Source organism: Streptomyces sp. NPDC053755, from assembly GCF_040677675.1.
Classification (GTDB): domain Bacteria; phylum Actinomycetota; class Actinomycetes; order Streptomycetales; family Streptomycetaceae; genus Streptomyces.
In genome coordinates, this window is record NZ_JBFASK010000011.1 from 139,669 (window position 1) to 155,969 (window position 16,301).

At 72.3% G+C, this 16,301-nt stretch carries 16 protein-coding genes; 9 read left to right on the forward strand and 7 right to left on the reverse strand.

Annotated features, from left to right (window positions below; translation table 11 throughout):
- A partial coding sequence (locus AB0K65_RS14050) for a histone H1-like repetitive region-containing protein (protein WP_365716081.1) occupies positions 1-527 on the forward strand: 527 nt, incomplete at its 5' end.
- Between the two features lie 3 nt (positions 528-530).
- Positions 531-1,649 (forward strand): SRPBCC family protein, encoded by a 1,119-nt coding sequence (locus tag AB0K65_RS14055; RefSeq protein ID WP_365716082.1) that lies wholly within the window; start codon positions 531-533, stop codon positions 1,647-1,649.
- Positions 1,650-1,739: 90 nt separating this feature from the next.
- Here the strand turns inward: AB0K65_RS14055 and AB0K65_RS14060 are convergent, their stop codons facing one another.
- Together AB0K65_RS14060 and AB0K65_RS14065 are read right to left on the reverse strand one after the other, a co-directional pair.
- Positions 1,740-1,913: a CsbD family protein gene (locus tag AB0K65_RS14060; RefSeq protein ID WP_365716083.1), complete on the reverse strand. Its 174-nt coding sequence runs from the start codon at positions 1,911-1,913 to the stop codon at positions 1,740-1,742.
- 108 nt (positions 1,914-2,021) lie between these two features.
- The gene (locus AB0K65_RS14065) at positions 2,022-2,876 is read right to left on the reverse strand and encodes a helix-turn-helix domain-containing protein (RefSeq protein WP_365716084.1); all 855 of its coding nucleotides are present in this window, start codon (positions 2,874-2,876) and stop codon (positions 2,022-2,024) included.
- 100 nt (positions 2,877-2,976) lie between these two features.
- Here AB0K65_RS14065 and AB0K65_RS14070 point away from each other — a divergent pair, with 100 nt between their 5' ends.
- On the forward strand, positions 2,977-3,528 hold the full coding sequence (locus AB0K65_RS14070) for a YceI family protein (protein ID WP_365716085.1): 552 nt from the start codon (positions 2,977-2,979) through the stop codon (positions 3,526-3,528).
- A gap of 62 nt (positions 3,529-3,590) precedes the next feature.
- Here AB0K65_RS14070 and AB0K65_RS14075 read toward each other — a convergent pair whose 3' ends face one another.
- On the reverse strand, positions 3,591-5,987 hold the full coding sequence (locus AB0K65_RS14075) for an excinuclease ABC subunit UvrA (RefSeq protein ID WP_365716087.1): 2,397 nt from the start codon (positions 5,985-5,987) through the stop codon (positions 3,591-3,593).
- A 96-nt stretch (positions 5,988-6,083) separates the two neighbouring features.
- Positions 6,084-7,130 carry an LLM class flavin-dependent oxidoreductase gene (locus AB0K65_RS14080; RefSeq protein ID WP_365716130.1) on the reverse strand — a complete coding sequence of 349 codons (1,047 nt, stop codon included), beginning with the start codon at positions 7,128-7,130 and terminating at the stop codon, positions 6,084-6,086.
- Between the two features lie 349 nt (positions 7,131-7,479).
- On the opposite strand from AB0K65_RS14080, the gene AB0K65_RS14085 reads away from it, so the two are divergent.
- Positions 7,480-7,968 (forward strand): hypothetical protein, encoded by a 489-nt coding sequence (locus tag AB0K65_RS14085; RefSeq protein ID WP_365716088.1) that lies wholly within the window; start codon positions 7,480-7,482, stop codon positions 7,966-7,968.
- 150 nt (positions 7,969-8,118) lie between these two features.
- Here the strand turns inward: AB0K65_RS14085 and AB0K65_RS14090 are convergent, their stop codons facing one another.
- From AB0K65_RS14090 to AB0K65_RS14100, 3 genes are read right to left on the reverse strand one after another with little or no spacing between them, the layout of a single operon-like run.
- The gene (locus AB0K65_RS14090; RefSeq protein WP_365716089.1) at positions 8,119-8,340 is read right to left on the reverse strand and encodes a dodecin; all 222 of its coding nucleotides are present in this window, start codon (positions 8,338-8,340) and stop codon (positions 8,119-8,121) included.
- Between the two features lie 25 nt (positions 8,341-8,365).
- Entirely contained in the window at positions 8,366-9,133 is a 768-nt protein-coding gene (locus AB0K65_RS14095; RefSeq protein ID WP_365716090.1) for a GntR family transcriptional regulator, read from the reverse strand.
- 36 nt (positions 9,134-9,169) lie between these two features.
- Entirely contained in the window at positions 9,170-9,949 is a 780-nt protein-coding gene (locus AB0K65_RS14100) for a GntR family transcriptional regulator (RefSeq protein WP_365716091.1), read from the reverse strand.
- Positions 9,950-10,123: 174 nt separating this feature from the next.
- Between AB0K65_RS14100 and AB0K65_RS14105 the strand changes: the two genes are divergently transcribed.
- The 5 genes from AB0K65_RS14105 to AB0K65_RS14125 are packed head-to-tail and all read left to right on the forward strand — an operon-like array spanning position 10,124 to position 16,047.
- Positions 10,124-11,392, forward strand: coding sequence for an extracellular solute-binding protein (locus AB0K65_RS14105; protein WP_365716092.1), 1,269 nt, complete (start codon positions 10,124-10,126; stop codon positions 11,390-11,392).
- Positions 11,389-12,288, forward strand: coding sequence for a sugar ABC transporter permease (locus AB0K65_RS14110; RefSeq protein WP_365716093.1), 900 nt, complete (start codon positions 11,389-11,391; stop codon positions 12,286-12,288). The genes AB0K65_RS14105 and AB0K65_RS14110 overlap by 4 nt, the downstream gene beginning before the upstream one ends.
- Positions 12,285-13,118 carry a carbohydrate ABC transporter permease gene (locus AB0K65_RS14115; RefSeq protein WP_365716094.1) on the forward strand — a complete coding sequence of 278 codons (834 nt, stop codon included), beginning with the start codon at positions 12,285-12,287 and terminating at the stop codon, positions 13,116-13,118. Before AB0K65_RS14110 ends, AB0K65_RS14115 begins: the two co-directional genes overlap by 4 nt.
- 8 nt (positions 13,119-13,126) lie before the next feature.
- Positions 13,127-14,632, forward strand: coding sequence for a beta-N-acetylhexosaminidase (locus tag AB0K65_RS14120; protein WP_365716095.1), 1,506 nt, complete (start codon positions 13,127-13,129; stop codon positions 14,630-14,632).
- Positions 14,629-16,047, forward strand: a complete 1,419-nt coding sequence (locus AB0K65_RS14125) for a cellulose binding domain-containing protein (RefSeq protein WP_365716096.1) — start codon at positions 14,629-14,631, stop codon at positions 16,045-16,047. The genes AB0K65_RS14120 and AB0K65_RS14125 overlap by 4 nt, the downstream gene beginning before the upstream one ends.
- Positions 16,048-16,301 lie beyond the last annotated feature (254 nt).

The window sequence follows — 16,301 nt, forward strand, 5'->3', positions numbered from 1 at the left end:
AAGAGGACGAGGAGGAAGAAGAAGAGGAAGAGGAAGAGGAGGAAGAGGCTCCTCCGCCGCGCCGACGCGCCCGCTCGTCCACCCGCAAGGACTCGGGCAAGGCCGCCGCCGGCTCCGGCCAACAGCCGCGCGGTGCACGGCAGTCCGCGGCCGAGAAGGCACCGGCGAAGAAGTCGGCGAGCCGCAGGCCCGCGGCGAAGGAGGCGGCCGCCGGGAAGAGCGCGGCCTCCAGGCCCGCCGCCAAGAAGACCGCGGCCAAGGCACCGAGCAAGAGGGCGGCCGGCGGGACGACGTCACGCGCGTCCGCCGCGAAGAGGTCGCCCGCGAAGAAGACTGCGGAGAAGAAGACGGCGGAGAAGAAGGCGCCCGCGAAGAAGACGGCCGCCAAGAAGGCTCCGGCGAAGAAGGCGCCCGCCAGGAAGGCTCCGGCGAAGAAGGCGCCGGCCAAGAAGGCCACGGGCCGGGGCCCGGCCCGCAAGACAGCCGCCAAGAAGACGGCGGCCCGCAAGCCGTCAGGGCGGAGGTAGGCCATGGCAACGACAGACCGTGACGGCGACAAGGGCACGTCGGGCGTGGACCGGCTGCTCGGCGAACTGACCGGATACCTCTCGACCCAGGCGGAGCAACTGGCGGGCAAGGCGACCGACAAACTGGGGGATCTCACGCACCAGCTGACCGACGTGGCCGAGAACGGGGGGAAGCTGTCGGACGTCGCCGGAATCGGTGGACGGATGATGAAGGGCGACTCGCCGTTGAAGGCCATGGCGGGACAGAAGCTGGGTGACATGAAGGACAAGGTCACCGGACTGTTCGGCAAGGGCGGGGGCAAGGGCAAGGGCCGTAAGAGCGGCGGGAAGGCCGTCAACATCGTCGAGGTGCTCGACATCGGACTGCCGCTGCGGACCGTGTACGACCACTGGACGCAGTACGAGAAGTTCAGCAGCTTCGCCAAGGGTGTGCGCGACGCGTCGCGCGATGACGACAACAAGAGCGACTGGAAAGTCAAGGTCGGTCCTTCCACCCGTGGCTGGAAGGCGACCACCCAGGAGCAGGTGCCCGACGACCGCATCGTGTGGACCTCCGAGGGGGCCAAGGGGACCACGCGCGGGTGCGTCTCGTTCCATGAGCTGGCGCCGTCGCTGACCCGGGTCGTCCTCGTCGTCGAGTACCTCCCCTCCGGCTTCTTCGAGAAGACCGGCAATCTGTGGCGTGCGCAGGGCCGTCGCCTCCGCCTGGACTTCAAGAACTTCCAGCGGTACGTCTCCCTCACCACCGACGAACCCGACGGCTGGCGCGGTGAGATCAGGGACGGCGAAGTGGTCCGGAGCCATGAGGACGCCATCGAGGAGGAGGAGCAGGAACAAGAGCAGGAGCAGGGCGAGGACGAGGGCGAGGGCGAGGGCGAGGAGGGCGAGTACCCGGAGGAAGAGACGGACGAGTACGAGGACGAGGATCAGGAGAGCCCCGAGTACGACGAGGAGCCCGAGGAAGAGGGCGCGGAGGGCGAGGAAGAAGACGGATACGAGGACGAGTACCCGGAGGACGAGGGCGAAGGCGAGGAAGAGGAAGAGGACGAGGAAGAGGAAGAGGACGAGGAAGCGGATGAGGACGAGGAGGACACCGCCCCGCGGCGCCGCAGGCGCGGGTAGCTCCGCGCCGGCGCGCGGAAGGGTCGGCAGGGATGACCTGCCGACCCTTCGTTCGGATCGCGTCGCCGCAGGGGGTGCGATCCGCGACCGTCAGTGCTTCAGCGCGTCCTTCGCCTTGGCGGCGGCCTGCTTGGCGTCGCCGGCCATCTGCTCGCGCCGGCCCTTCATCTCCAGGGTCTCGTTCCCGACGGCCTTGCCGGTCTGCTCCTTCATCTTGCCCTTGGTGGTCTTGGCGGCGTTCTTGGTCTTCTTGCCTGCGCCCATGTCCCTCACCTCCGCACCGTCGCCCCGTCGTGTCTACCGCACCCCTACCCCCAGGTGTCGATAAGCATACCTTTCACTCGAAACGGGCATAAGGTGCCGAGTGCCGGATCAGCCGCCGACCGCGCGAAGGGTGCCGGGACTGCGCCCCACCAGACGGTCGAGTGCCGCGGAGGTCCGCTCGTCGGCGGGGAGGTGCACCACCATGTGCTGCCCGTCGGCCTCCGACAGCTCCAGCACTTCGTACTCCAGGCACAGCTCGCCGACCTCGGGATGGGCCAGACGTTCCCTCCCCGACCGGGCCCGCAGCAGTCCCGCGGCCTTCAGCCGGTCCGAGAACGGCGCCCCGGCGGTGATCGTCAACTCCCGCGCCAGCTCGGCCACATGCGGATCCGATCCCGTGAGCCCGTAGTACAGCGCCGCCACCTGCTGGTCGGCGACCCGGTCCCAGTCCGGATAGGCCGCACGGGCCCGGGGGTCGGTGAAGAGGTACCGGAGCAGGCTCGGCGGATCGCCGTCGAGCAGCCCCAGCGGCCCCGTGAGCCGCGCGTACCCCTCCGTGTGCGCGACGATCTCGCCCAGGACGTTCACCACCGCCGCCGGCGTCGGCCCGAGCCGGTCGAGCAGGGCCCGCACCGGCGGCCGCACCTCATGCGCCGGGCTCGGCACCACCGAGCACATGTGCTGTCCGCCCCCCGACTTCACGAGGCGCCGCAGGTGGAGGCGGGCGTCCAGCGGGAGGCGCAGGGCGTCGCTGAGCGCGCCCAGGACCTGCGGCGAGGGGTTGCGGTCCCGCCCCTGTTCGAGCCGGGCCAGGTACTCGACACTGATCCCGGCGAGCATCGCCAGCTCCGCCCGCCGCAGACCCGGCGTGCGCCGCCGCGGCCCGGTCGGCAGTCCGGCCTCGGCCGGGGTCAGCACCTCGCGGCGGGCGCGCAGGAACGCCCCCAGTTCGTTGTCGCTCACCCCCCGATCGTACGAGCGGGGCGGGCGCGGAGGGTGGCCCTGTCACTACCAGCCTCGGCCGGGCCTTCCTCGCGTCGCCGCCGGGCGGCAGCGTGGAGCCATGACCACCGAATCGCAGAACACCGCCACCGCGCTCCCGCTCGTCTCCGGCCGCTGGGCCTTCGACCCGCTGCATTCCTCCGTCGGCTTCACCATCCGCCACCTCGGCATCTCCAAGGTCCGCGGCCGCTTCAACGACCTCCAGGCGGAGCTGGTCGTCGGCGACTCGCCGGAGGACTCCTCGATCACCGCGACCGTCGCGCTCGCCTCGATCGACACCGGCAACGCGGACCGAGACGCCCACGTCCGCGCCTCCGACCTCCTCGACGTGGAGAAGCGGCCGACGATGACGTTCCGTTCGACCCGCATCAGCGGGGCGGGCGAGGAGTGGACCCTGGCGGGCGAGCTGACCATCGGCGAGGTCACCCGGCCGATCACCTTCGACGTCGAGTTCGGCGGCGTCGTGGACGTTCCGGTGGACGGCAGCAGGCACGCCGGGTTCGACGCCACGGGCGAGTTCCGCCGCAGCGACTTCGGCCTCGACTTCGCGCCCGGTTTCCTCGGCGACGTCGTCAAGGTCGACCTGGAGGTCCAGTTCGTCGAACCCCGGTGACCGCCGACCCCCGCGCGCCGGGCCCGAGCGGGCGCACCGGCCGGCGGCGGGGGAGCGGAGGATCAGGAGTAGAGCCGGGCCGCCAGATACGGGGCGGTCCGGCCGGCCGGCGCCCGCGCCACCTCGGCGGGCGGGCCCTCAGCCACGATCCGGCCGCCCTCGCCGCCCCCGCCGGGCCCCAGGTCGATCACCCAGTCCGCCGTGGCCACCACATCCATGTCGTGCTCCACCACGACGACCGTGTGACCGGCGTCGACCAGACCGTGCAGCCGGCGCATCAGGACCTCGACGTCGGCCGGGTGGAGGCCGGTCGTCGGCTCGTCCAGGACGTAGAGGGTGTGACCGCGCCGGGGTCTTTGCAGTTCCGCCGCGAGCTTGATCCGCTGTGCCTCGCCCCCGGACAGCTCGGTCGCGGGCCGGCCGAGCCGCAGATAGCCCAGGCCGACGTCGAGAAGGGTCCGCAGGCTCCGCTCCGCGGCAGGCGTGCCGGCGAAGAACCCGGCGGCGTCCTCGACCGTCAGGTCGAGGACCTCGGCGATGGTGTGCCCGCGCAGCCGCACCTCCAGGGTCTCCGGGTTGTAGCGCGCCCGGTGGCAGTCCGGGCAAGGGGCGTACGTGCTCGGCAGGAAGAGCAGCTCCACCGAGACGAAGCCCTCGCCCTGGCAGGTCTCGCAGCGGCCCCCGGGGACGTTGAAGGAGAACCTTCCCGCCTTGTACCCCCGCCGCCCGGCCTCCTCGGTGGCCGTGAAGAGCTTGCGCACGACGTCGAACAGGCCCGTGTAGGTGGCGAGGTTGGAGCGTGGCGTCCGTCCGATCGGCTTCTGGTCGACCGTCACCAGGCGTCCGACCCCGGCGATCTCCTCCGACAGGGCGCCCACCAGTGTCGACTTTCCCGACCCCGAGACGCCGGTCACCGCCGTCAGCGCCCCGACCGGGAACGAGACGTCCAGACCGGTCAGGTTGTGGCGGGTCACCGGCCCGGTCCTCAGCTGTCCGCGCGGGATTCGCACAGCCCGCTCGGCCGGCGGAACCCGGTCGAACAGGAACCGGCGGGTCGCCGACTCCTCGACCCGCGCCAGATCCTGCGGCGGGCCACAGTGCAGGACCCGGCCGCCGTGCACCCCGGCACGGGGGCCGACGTCGACGAGCCAGTCGGCGTGCCGCACGACGTCGAGGTGGTGCTCGACCACGAAGACCGAGTTCCCGGCCGCCTTGAGCCGGTCGAGGACCCCCAGGAGCGCCTCGGTGTCGGCCGGGTGCAGACCCGCCGACGGCTCGTCGAGGACGTACACCACTCCGAACAGGCCCGACCGCAGCTGGGTCGCGAGCCGGAGCCGTTGCAGCTCGCCGCTGGACAGGGACGGGGCCGTGCGGTCCAGGCTCAGATAGCCCAGGCCCAGCTCGGTCACCGTCCGGATCCGCGCGAGGAGGTCCGCGACGAGGACGTGCCCTGGCTCGGCCCCGGAACCGGCGCCGCCCCCCTCGGTCCCCGCGCCGGTCCCGGTGTCGGCCGCCTCGGCCAGGAGCGCGGCCAGGGCGGTGAGCGGAAGGGCGGCGAGTTCGGCGATCGTCCGGCCCGCGAAGGTCACCGCGAGCGCTTCCGGCCGTAGCCTGCTTCCCCCGCACGCCTGGCAGGGCGCGGCGCTCAGGAACCGCTCCGCCCTGGCGCGCAGTGTCGCGCTCTTCGAGTCGGCGAACGTATGCATGACATAGCGCCGGGCGCTCATGTACGTCCCTTGGTAAGGGCGTTGGATGCGCCCCGCCTCCCGTACCGGATGAACCGTGACGACCGGCTGCTCGTCGGTGAAGAGGATCCACTCCCGGTCCTCGGCGGCCAGCTCGCGCCACGGCCGGTCGATGTCGTGACCGAGGGTGTCCAGCACGTCGCGCAGGTTCTTGCCCTGCCAGGCCCCCGGCCAGGCGGCGATCGCCCCCTCGCGGATCGACAGCCCCGGGTCGGGCACCAGCAGCTCCTCGCTGGTGCGGTGGACCAGGCCGAGACCGTGGCACTCGGGGCACGCTCCGGCGGCCGTGTTCGGCGAGAACGCGTCGGAGTCCAGACGCGCGGCCCCCGGAGGGTAGCTGCCCGCGCGGGAGAACAGCATCCGCAAGGAGTTCGACAGGGTGGTCACCGTGCCGACGGAGGAGCGGGCGTTCGGCGAGGACCGGCGCTGCTCCAGGGAGACCGCGGGCGGAAGACCGGTGATCTCGCCCACCTTCGGCGCGCCCACCTGGTGGATCAGTCGCCGGGCGTAGGGCGCGACCGACTCGAAGTAGCGCCGCTGCGCCTCGGCGTAGATCGTCCCGAAGGCGAGCGAGGACTTGCCGGAGCCGGACACGCCCGTGAAGACGGTGATCGCGTCGCGCGGAATGTCGACGTCGACGCCGGCGAGGTTGTGTTCACGTGCGCCCCGCACGCGGACGTACCGATCCGGAGCGGCCTGGGACGAGTCGGGCATTCCCCGATCCTAGGGCGTGTGGCGAAAGGAGCGCCGTCCGCCCGAAGAGCGGGTGTGCCAGGCGCCGCGGGGCAGGCGGGACTGTCGCCCCACGCCTCAGGTCGTCTCCGGAAAGTCCCGCCTGGTCTGCGGTGCCCCGGTCAGGCCCGCCAGGCGGGCGAGCCGGCGGTACGAGTCGTGCAGCGCCCCGCGGTCGTACGTACTGGTCGTCACCAGCACCTCCCGCGCCCCCGTCTCCTTCACCACCCGGGCGAGCTCCTCCCGGACCTGCTCCTCCGTGCCGTGGACGTGGCCCCTCCGCCCGGACTCGAAGAAGTCGCGCTGCCTGTCGGTCATCGCCGTCTCCTCGATCCGCTCCACGGGGGACAGCGGCGGGAAGACGCCCCGCGTACGGGAGTACGCGACCGACCAGGCCTCCGGGACCAGCAGCCGCCGGGCCTCCTCCTCGGTCGCCGCCACCGCCACCGTGCCCGCGACGACGACGTACGGCTCTTCCGCCCACGCGGAGGGGCGGAAGGCGGACCGGTAGGTGTCGACGGCCGCCAGCAGCCGTTCCCGGCCGCGCAGATCGCCGACGACCAGGGGCAGGCCCGCCTCCGCCGCGATCGAGGCGCCCTCGCCGGTCGCCAGGACGAACGGCGGGACCTTCAGGCCTTCGGCGGGATGTGCGTGCACCTGGGGATGGGAGGTCTGGGCCCCCGTGAACCAGCCGAGCAGTTCGTCGAGCTGCTCGGCGAACCTCTCGGCGTCGTCCTTCTGCCGTCCCAGCGCCCGCCGGATCCCGTCCGTGAAGCCGACCGAGCGCCCGAGACCCATGTCGATCCGGCCGGGGAAGAGGGACTCCAGGACGCCGAACTGTTCGGCGACGACCATCGGCCGGTGGTTGGGGAGCATCACCCCGCCCGTCCCGACCCGGATCCGCGAGGTCGCGCCGGCCACGGCGGCGGCCAGGACGGTGGGCGCCGAGCCCGCCACTCCCGGCACGCCGTGGTGCTCCGACACCCAGAAGCGGTGGTAGCCGAGGGCTTCCGCCTCCCGCGCCAGGCGGACGGTGGCGCGCAGCGCCTCGGCGCCGTCCTCGCCCTCCCGGGTCCGTGAGCGGTCGAGGACGGAGAGGCGCACGCCGTCGAGTGAAGAGGTCACGCCCGCTTCAACGCCTCCTCGCCGCGAGGATTCCCGCGGGGGCTTCCGGGACGTCCGCACGGCCTGTTGTCGAGCGGCGGAGAGCCGGTCGACCAGCAGGCCGAACCAGAGCGTGAAGACCACCGCGAGCGTGAGGCCGAAGACGAGGCCCTCGCGCGCGGCGACCATGCCTGTCAGATCCCGCCTGCCCCGCGCCGCCTGGCCCGTCCGCTCGCCGCGTTGCCGGGATCGCCCGAGTCCGCTCCGCACGAGGGCGATCCTCCGCCGCGCGATCGCACGCACCAGCCGCCGCGGGGCCCGCCCTTCGGGCGGACGGCGCTCCTTTCGTCACACGCTTTAGGGTGGCGGTGTGACAGGCAACTCCAGGCCCCTGGCCGTCTTCGACCTCGACAACACGCTCTCCGGCACCGCTCACCGCCAGCACTTCCTGGAGCGCCGGCCCCGCGACTGGGCAGGCTTCTTCGCCGCGGCGCCCGAGGACCCGCCGCTGGAGCAGGGCGTGGCGCTGTGCCGGGAGGCCGCCGAGGAGTGCGAGATCGTCTACCTCACCGGGCGGCCCGAGCGCTGCCGGAAGGACACGGTCGCGTGGCTGGCGGCCCAGGAGCTGCCGGAGGGGCGGATCCACATGCGGCGTGACACCGACCGGCGCCCGGCGCGTCTGACCAAGCTGGAGATCCTGCGGCGGCTCGGCCGAGACCGCGAGGTGCGGATGCTCGTCGACGACGACGAGCTGGTCTGCGAGGCGGCCGAACGCGCGGGCTTCCGCGTCGTCCGCGCCCGCTGGGCGGACCCGTCGACGGAGCTGAAGGACGCCCAGGAGCGGGAGGGCCGCACCTGACGGGGCCGCCCGGGCGTCTGAGGTCGCCGGGAGGCGGCCGCCCCGCGCGGATCCCGGCAGCACCCGCCGCCGGGACCGGGCGGTCGGTGCCCGCATCCGCATCCGCAGGCACCTCGCCGTCGCCCCGGCCGCGGCCCCCGGCATCGCCCTTCAGGCCTCGGCGCCGTCCTCCAGGCGGAAGCCGACCTTCAGGCCCACCTGGTAGTGCTCGACCGCCCCGTCGACGAGGTGACCGCGGACCTGTGTCACCTCGAACCAGTCGAGAGACCGCAGCGTCTGCCCGGCGCGCTCGATGCCGTTGCGGATGGCCTGGTCGACCCCCTCCGTGGAGGTGCCGACGATCTCGGTGACGCGATAGGTGTGGTTCGACATGGGGGCCGAACTCCTCTCCGTGGGGTCACTCCACCGTGCCCCACCACGCCCCGCTCCGCGACACGTCGCCGGGCCCCGGGTGATCGGACGTGCCGTCCCCCAGGGCGAGGCGCGTGACGATGCGGTAGCGGTCGCCCCGGTAGAGCGAGCGGACGTACTCCACCGGCCGGCCGTCCGTCCCCGAGGTGATCCGGTCGAAGAGCAGCGCGGGGGAGAGGACGGGAACGTCGAGGACCGCGGCCTCCTCCTCGCTCAGCACGGTCGGCTCGATCGACTGCACCGCGTGCGCCGGCCGGATGCCCCGCTTCTCCCGCAAATGGGTGTAGAAGCCGTCCTCCATGTCGGCCGCGGTCAGTCCGGGGACCAGTTCGGCCGGCACGTGCAGGTGCTCCAGCGCGATCGGAGCGCCGTCGGCGTGGCGCAGCCGCGTCACGTACGCCAGCTCCGCCGCCGGGGAGACCTTCAGTTTGCGGCCGATGCGCGCGCCCGCCCGTACCGTACGCAGGGAGAGGACCGTGCTCGTCCAGCTGCCCCGGCTGGGGGGAGCGCCCACCGTGTGGTTCCCCGCCACCAGCTCCTGGGTGATCTTCGCCGGGGCCACGAACATGCCGCGGCCGTGCTCGCGGACGAGCAGGCCCGTGGCGACGAGTTCGTCGACGGCCGCGCGCAGGGTGGGGCGGGAGACGCCGAGCGAGGCGCACAGCGTGCGTTCGGAGGGGATGGCGTCGCCCGGACGACGGCCGTCGATCACGGTCAGCAGATGCTCCCGTACCCGTTCCCGCTTGAGCTCCATCGCCCGCCTCCCCGGCCCCGCCGTGCCCGACGCGGGTCAGTATGCCGGTCCGTAGGCGTCCCCCTGGGTGGAGGAGGTCACGAGGCCGTCGCGGGTGAAGTCGAGCCGGGAGACGAAGCGGTAGCGGTCGCCCCGGTAGACGGAGTGGACGTACTCCACGGGGCGGCCCGAGGTGTCGAGGGTGAGGCGTTCGATGAGCAGGGCGGGGGAGAGGACGGGGACGTCGAGGACGGCCGCCTCCGCCTCGCTGACGACGGTGGGCTCGATGGACTGGGTCGCCTCCTGCACGTGGATCCGGTGATGCTCCCGCAGGTGGTCGTAGAGGTCACCCGACTCCAGCTCCTCCGGAGTGAGCGCGGCCGAGACCAGGTCGGCGGGGATGTGCAGGTGCTCGATGGCCATGGGGGAGCCGTCGACCAGGCGGAGGCGGGCGACGTAGAGCAGCGCGGCGGCCGGCGAGAGGCGCAGCCTGCGCCCGATGCGGGCGCCGGCCTGGATGGTCGCGGATTCCAGGACGGTGCTGGACCAGCTGCCCGAGGCGCGCGGGACGGCGAAGGCCGTCTCGTCCGGGGCGAGCTGCTGGGTGATCTTCGCCGGGGCGACGAACATGCCGCGGCCGTGCTCGCGGACGAGCAGGCCCGTGGCGACGAGTTCGTCGACCGCCCCGCGCAGGGTGGGGCGCGAGACGCCGAGCGAGGCGCACAGCGTGCGTTCGGAGGGGATCGGGTCGCCGGGGCCGCCCGCCTCGATCAGGCCCAGCAGGTGCTCCCGTACCCGCTCCCTCTTCAGCACCCCGCTGGAGGAGCCGTCCTTCATGCCACTCTCCCTGACTGGTCAACTGGTAAAGCGCATACTAGTCCGCTCTGTTGGGCCGCGTCTTGGTGAACACCACACGTTTTCCCAGGGGTTGACGGCTTCATTGGTCCATGCCACCTTCGGGTCACGCAGCTGACCACTTGACCAATTGGTCAACCATCCATCGAGGTGCTCGTGAAGACTCGTTCCCTCGCCGGTCGCGTCGCCCTCGCGACGACCCTTGCTCTCACCGTCACGGCCACCGCCGCGGCCTGTGGCTCGGCGGACGGCCCGGCGGCCTCCGGCGGGCCGGAGAAGGTCACCGTGTGGATCATGAAGGACAGCGTCACCGACGCCTTCCTCGACCGGTTCCGCACCGACTTCGAAGCACGGAACAAGAACATCGACCTGGACATTCAGATCCAGGAGTGGGACGGCATCGGCGAGAAGGTCACCGCCGCCCTCGCCAGCAAGGACGCCCCCGACGTCATCGAGGTCGGCAACACCCAGGTCGCGCAGTACGCGGCGAGCGGCGGCGTCCGCGACCTCAGCGACAAGGTCGCCGAGCTGAACGGCGCCGACTGGCTGCCCGGCCTCGCCGAGCCCGGCAAGGTCGACGGCAGGCAGTACGGCATACCCTGGTACGCCGCCAACCGGGTCGTGATCTACCACAAGGACCACTTCGCGAAGGCCGGCGTCACCCCACCCGGATCCCAGGCCGAGTGGCTCGCCGTCACCGAGAAACTCGACACGGGCACCACACAGGGCATCTATCTCCCCGGCCAGAACTGGTACGCCCTCTCCGGCTTCGTCTGGGAGGAGGGCGGCGACCTCGCCGTCCGCGACGGGGCCGGCTGGAAGGGGGCGCTCGACACCCCCGAGGCCCGCGCCGGCATGGACTTCTACCGCCGGCTCCAGGCCCTCGGCAAGGGCCCCAAGGACTCGGACGAGGCGAAGCCCCCGCAGGCCGACGTGTTCGCCAAGGGCGACGTCGCCCAGATCATCGCCGTACCCGGCGGCGCGAAGATCGTCGAAGAGGCCAATCCGGCACTCAAGGGCAAGCTCGGATTCTTCCCCATCCCCGGCAAGACGGCCGGCAAGCCCGGCGCCGTCTTCACCGGCGGCTCCGACCTCATCGTCCCCGAGGCGTCCACCCATCCCGACGCCGCCTACCAGGTCGTCAAGGCGCTGGCCGGCGAGACGTGGCAGACGGACATGGCCAGGACCATGAGCTACGTCCCCAACCGCACCTCGCTCGCCCGGGTCATCCAGGACGACGAGGGCACGGCGGCGATGGCCGCCGGAGCCGCCCAGGGCCGCGCGACGCCCAACTCCCCGAACTGGGCCGCCGTCGAGGCCACCAACCCCGTCAAGCAGTACATGACCGCCGTCCTCACCGGCGCCGATCCGGCACGGGCCGCCAGGGCCGCGTCGGAGAGCATCACCAAGACCCTCGGCTCGTGAGGCGGCCGCGAGGGCGGACCTTCTGGCCCTACCTCCTCGTCGCGCCCACCGTCGTCGGCGGCGTCCTGCTCCTGGGCTACCCCCTCGCCCGCAACCTGCTGATCTCCTTCCAGCACTACGGCATGGGCGAGCTCATCCGCGGCGACGCCCCGTTCGTGGGCCTCGACAACTACCGGACGGTGCTCACCGACCCCGAGTTCCGGGACGTCGTCCGGCGCACCGTCTGGTGGACCCTGATCAACGTCGTGCTCATCATGGTGATCGGCACGCTGGTCGCCCTGATGACACAGCGGCTCGGCCGGCGCATGCGCATCCTGGTGACCAGCGGGCTCGTCCTCGCCTGGGCCAGCCCGGTCATCGCCACCACCACCGTCTTCCAGTGGCTCTTCGCCTCACGGCTCGGCGTGGTCAACTGGGCTCTCGTCCGCCTGGGTTTCACGTCCTTCGAGGGCTACTCCTGGCTCGCCGACGGCACCGCCGCGTTCACCGTCCTCGTGCTGCTCGTCGTCTGGCAGTCGGTGCCCTTCGTCGCCATCACCCTGCACGCGGCCCTGCTGACCGTCCCCGAGGAGCTGTACGAGTCGGCCCGCCTCGACGGGGCCGGCGCCTGGCGCACCTTCCGCTCGGTCACGCTGCCCCTCCTGCGGCCGATCTTCGCCCTCGTGCTCTGCCTCGAAGTGATCTGGGTCTTCCGGTGCTTCGCCCAGATCTGGGCCGTCACCAAGGGAGGGCCGGGGGAGGCGACGACCACCCTGCCCGTCTACGCCTACCGGGTCGCCCAGTCCCTGCACCGCTACGACCTCGGCTCCGCCGTCTCCACGCTCACCGTGCTCCTCCTGGTCGTGGTCCTCCTCGCCTACTTCCGACAGATGCTCCGACAGGAGGCCGACCGGTGACCCCGCGAGCGCTGCGCCGCCTGCCCCTGAACACCGCCGCGTCGATCGTCTTCGCCCTGGCCGTCTTCCCCGTCTACTGGATGGTCCTCACGGCCTTCAAGCCCACCGCCGACATCCAGGCCGAGACCCCCGTCCTGCTGCCCACCTCCCTCACCCTCGAACACTTCTCCCACGCCGTACAGGCCGACGGCTTCTGGGTCTTCTGGCGCAACAGCCTCCTCGTCACCGCCGGCTGCGTCCTGCTCGCCCTGGTGGTGGCCCTCGGCGCCGCGTTCGCCGTGGCACGGATGCGCTGGCGGGGCCGGCGCGCCTTCGTCCTCATGGTCTTCATCGCCCAGGTGGCGCCCTGGGAAGCGCTGCTGATCCCGATGTACGTCATCGCACGGGACGCGGACCTGCTCGACCGGCTCGCGACCCTGACCCTGATCTACTTCATGATCACCCTGCCCTTCACGGTGGTCACCCTGCGCTCCTTCCTGGCGGGCATCCCCGCCGAACTCGAAGAGGCCGCGCAGGTCGACGGCTGCACCCGCGCCGCCGCCTTCCGGCGGGTCACCTTCCCCCTCCTCGCCCCCGGACTGCTCGCCACCTCGCTCTTCGGCTTCATCACCGCATGGAACGAGTTCGCCTTCGCCAACATGCTCATCATCAAGAACCAGGACGACCGCACCCTGCCCGTCTGGCTCTCCTCCTTCTCCAACGTCTTCGGCACCGACTGGGGCGCCACCATGGCCGCCTCCACCCTCTTCGCCCTGCCCGTCCTCGTCCTCTTCCTGGTCCTGCAGGGTCGGGTCGCCGCCGGCATGACCGGCGGAGCCGTGAAGGGATAGCGAGCCCCATGCCCATGCCCCGACTGATCCCCCAGCCCTCCCAGCTCACCCCGCTACCGGGCCGCTTCGTGTTCGGACCGGCCACGGCGGTCAAACCCGCCCCCGGCGCCGAAGCGGCCGCCACGCTGCTGCGCACCCTGCTCCGCCCCGCCACCGGACTGCCGCTGCCCGCACGGCCGGACGGAACGGTCGTCCTCGCCCTCGACCCCGCGCTCACCGGCCTGGGCGACGAAGGCTACGGCCTCACCGTCGGCACCGGAGGCGTCCTGCTGCGCGCCGCCCGCCCGGAGGGGCTGTTCGCCGGCGTCCAGACACTCCGTCAGCTCCTTCCGGCGGAAGCGCTCTCTGACGGTCCCGTCCCCGGCGTCGAGTGGTCCGTCCCCTGCGTGCAGATCACCGACCGCCCCCGCTTCCCCTGGCGGGGGGCCATGCTCGACGTCTCCCGGCACTTCCGCCCCGTGGCCTTCCTGCGGCGCTACGTCGACCTCCTCGCCCTCCACAAGCTCAACGTCCTCCACCTCCACCTCACCGACGACCAGGGCTGGCGCATGCCGGTCGCGGCCTACCCACGGCTCACCGAGATCGGCGGCCTGCCCCACGGCGGCGCCTACACCCGCGGCGAACTCGCCGACCTGGTGCGCCACGCGGCCGGGCGGGGCGTCACCGTCGTCCCCGAGATCGAGATGCCGGGCCACGTGCGGGCCGCCCTCGCCGCCTATCCCCACCTCGGCAACCGGCCGGACCGCCCCCTCGGCGTCTGGGACCGGTGGGGGGTGTGCGACACGGTGCTCGGTGTCCACGACGAGGTCCTCGACTTCTGCCGCACCGTCCTGGACGAGGTCATGGACGTCTTCCCCTCGCCCCACGTCCACGTCGGCGGCGAGGAGTGCCCCACCGCCGAATGGCACGCCTCCCCGGCGGCCCGCCGCCGCGCCGCCGACGAAGGGCTCGCGGGACCGGACGCCCTGCACGGCTGGTTCATGGGCCGCATCGGCCGCCACCTCGTCGACGCCGGTCGCCACCCCGTGGGCTGGACGGAGACCGGCGCCGACCTCCCCGCGTACTTCACCGTGATGCCCTGGCGCGACACCGCGCACGGACGCACCGCCGCCCGCCGCGGCCACCGGGTGGTCATGGCCCCCCACCGCACCACCTACCTCGACTACCCCCAGTCGGCCCGCCTCGACGAGCCCCCCGGCCAGCCCGGTGCCGTGGTCGACCTGCGCGCCGTCCACGGCACCGACCCGGCGCCCCGGGACTGGAGCCCCGAGGAGACGGCCCGGGTGCTCGGCACCCAGGCGCAGCTGTGGACGGAGTACGTCCCCACCGCCGCGCACGCCGAGTACCTCACCTTCCCCCGGCTCTGCGCCCTGGCGGAGACGGCCTGGAGCGGCCGGCACGACTGGCCGGGCTTCCGGGATCGCCTGCGCCACCACCTGACCCGGCTCGACACCCTCGGGGTGCCGCGCCGCCTTTCCCCCACCCCCACCGTCCAAGGAAGGGAACTCCCATGAGCCACCCGACGAACGGCAGGAGCCTGCGGATCCGCGCCGCGCTCGCCGCCGCCACCGTCCTCGGCGCCACCGTCCTGACCGCCCTCCCGGCCGCCGCGGCCGGCGAACCCGTCACCGTGCAGTACCGCCAGAGCGCCACCGGAAGCGACCAGGCCGAACCCTGGTTCAAGGTGGTCAACACCGGCTCGTCCACCGTGTCCCTGAGCCAGGTGAAGGTGCGCTACTACTTCAAGGCCGAGGCGGGAGCCTCGTACACCTACGCCTGCTCCTGGGCCGTCAAGGGCTGCGCCCACATCACCGGCACCTTCGGCACCCTGGCGAACCCGACCGCCACCGCCGACCGCTACCTCGAGGTCGGCTTCACCGCCGGGGCCGGCACCCTGGCGCCCGGCGCGGACACCGGCGACATGCAGCTGCGCTTCCACCGCTCCAACTGGCAGCCGCTGAACCAGAGCGACGACTACTCCTTCGGCCCCGCCCAGACGACGTACGCGAACTGGCCGAAGGTCACCGCCGCCGTCGGCGGGGTGAACGTCTGGGGCACGGCGCCCGCCGGCAACCAACCGACGCCGGACCCGACGGACCCGACCACGCCGCCGCCGACCGGCGCCGCGCTGTTCGACGACTTCGACTACACCGCCCACACCGACCCGGCGATCGCCGCCCACGGCTGGAGCGTGCGCTCCAACTCCGGTGGCCCCGGGGTGCCCGGGGCCACCTGGGCCCCGGAGAACGTCACCTTCGCCAAGGAGGGCGCCAACTCCCTCATGAACCTGAGGACGTCGACGGCGGGCACCGGCGAGTCCACCCGCCACACCGAGATCCTCACCCGCTCCTCGAAGTTCAAGAACGGCACCTACGCGGCGCGGGTCCGCTTCTCCGACGCGCCGCTCTCCGGCCCGGACGGCGACCGCATCGTCCAGACCTTCTTCACCATCAACGACCTCAAGGCGCCGATGGCGGACGACTACGCCGAGTACGACTTCGAATACCTGCCCAACGGCGGCTGGGGCGAGCCCGCCAACATCCTCTACACGACCTCGTGGGAGACCTACCGGCCCGACCCGTGGGAGGCGGTCAACCAGCACTCCGAGGACCGCACGAGCTACGCCGGCTGGCACGACCTCGTGGTGACCATCGACGACCAGGCGATCGTCTACTACGTGGACGGCCGGGAGTTCGGCCGGCACGACGCGCGCTACCTCCCCGAGCGCCCCATGTCGATCAACTTCAACCAGTGGCTGATCGACCTCGCGGGACAGACCTCGACCACCCCGCGCGCCTACGACCAGAAGGTCGACTACGTCCTGCACGTCAAGGACCAGGTGCTGACCCCGGCACAGGTCGCCGCCAAGGTCGCCGCCTACCGCTCGGCGGGCACCACCTTCGAGGACTCCGTGCCGGCCGTTCCGTAGGCCGTCACCGGCCCGGGCCGCTCCGCGTCGGCGGACGCGGAACGGCCCGGGCCGGGCGTTCCCGGTGGCCGGAACCCGCCCGTCCCTCCGGGGCGGACGGGCGGGCGCACCCGGCGCGCCCGCCCACAGAGGGATCGTCCAGGACTTGACCGCCTGGTTGGTCCAGACCAGAATCCAGGCCATACCCGCGCGAACAACGCGTTCGTCCCCCCACGTCGGGTCAGCTCCCCATGCCGCACTCCATGTCATGGAAC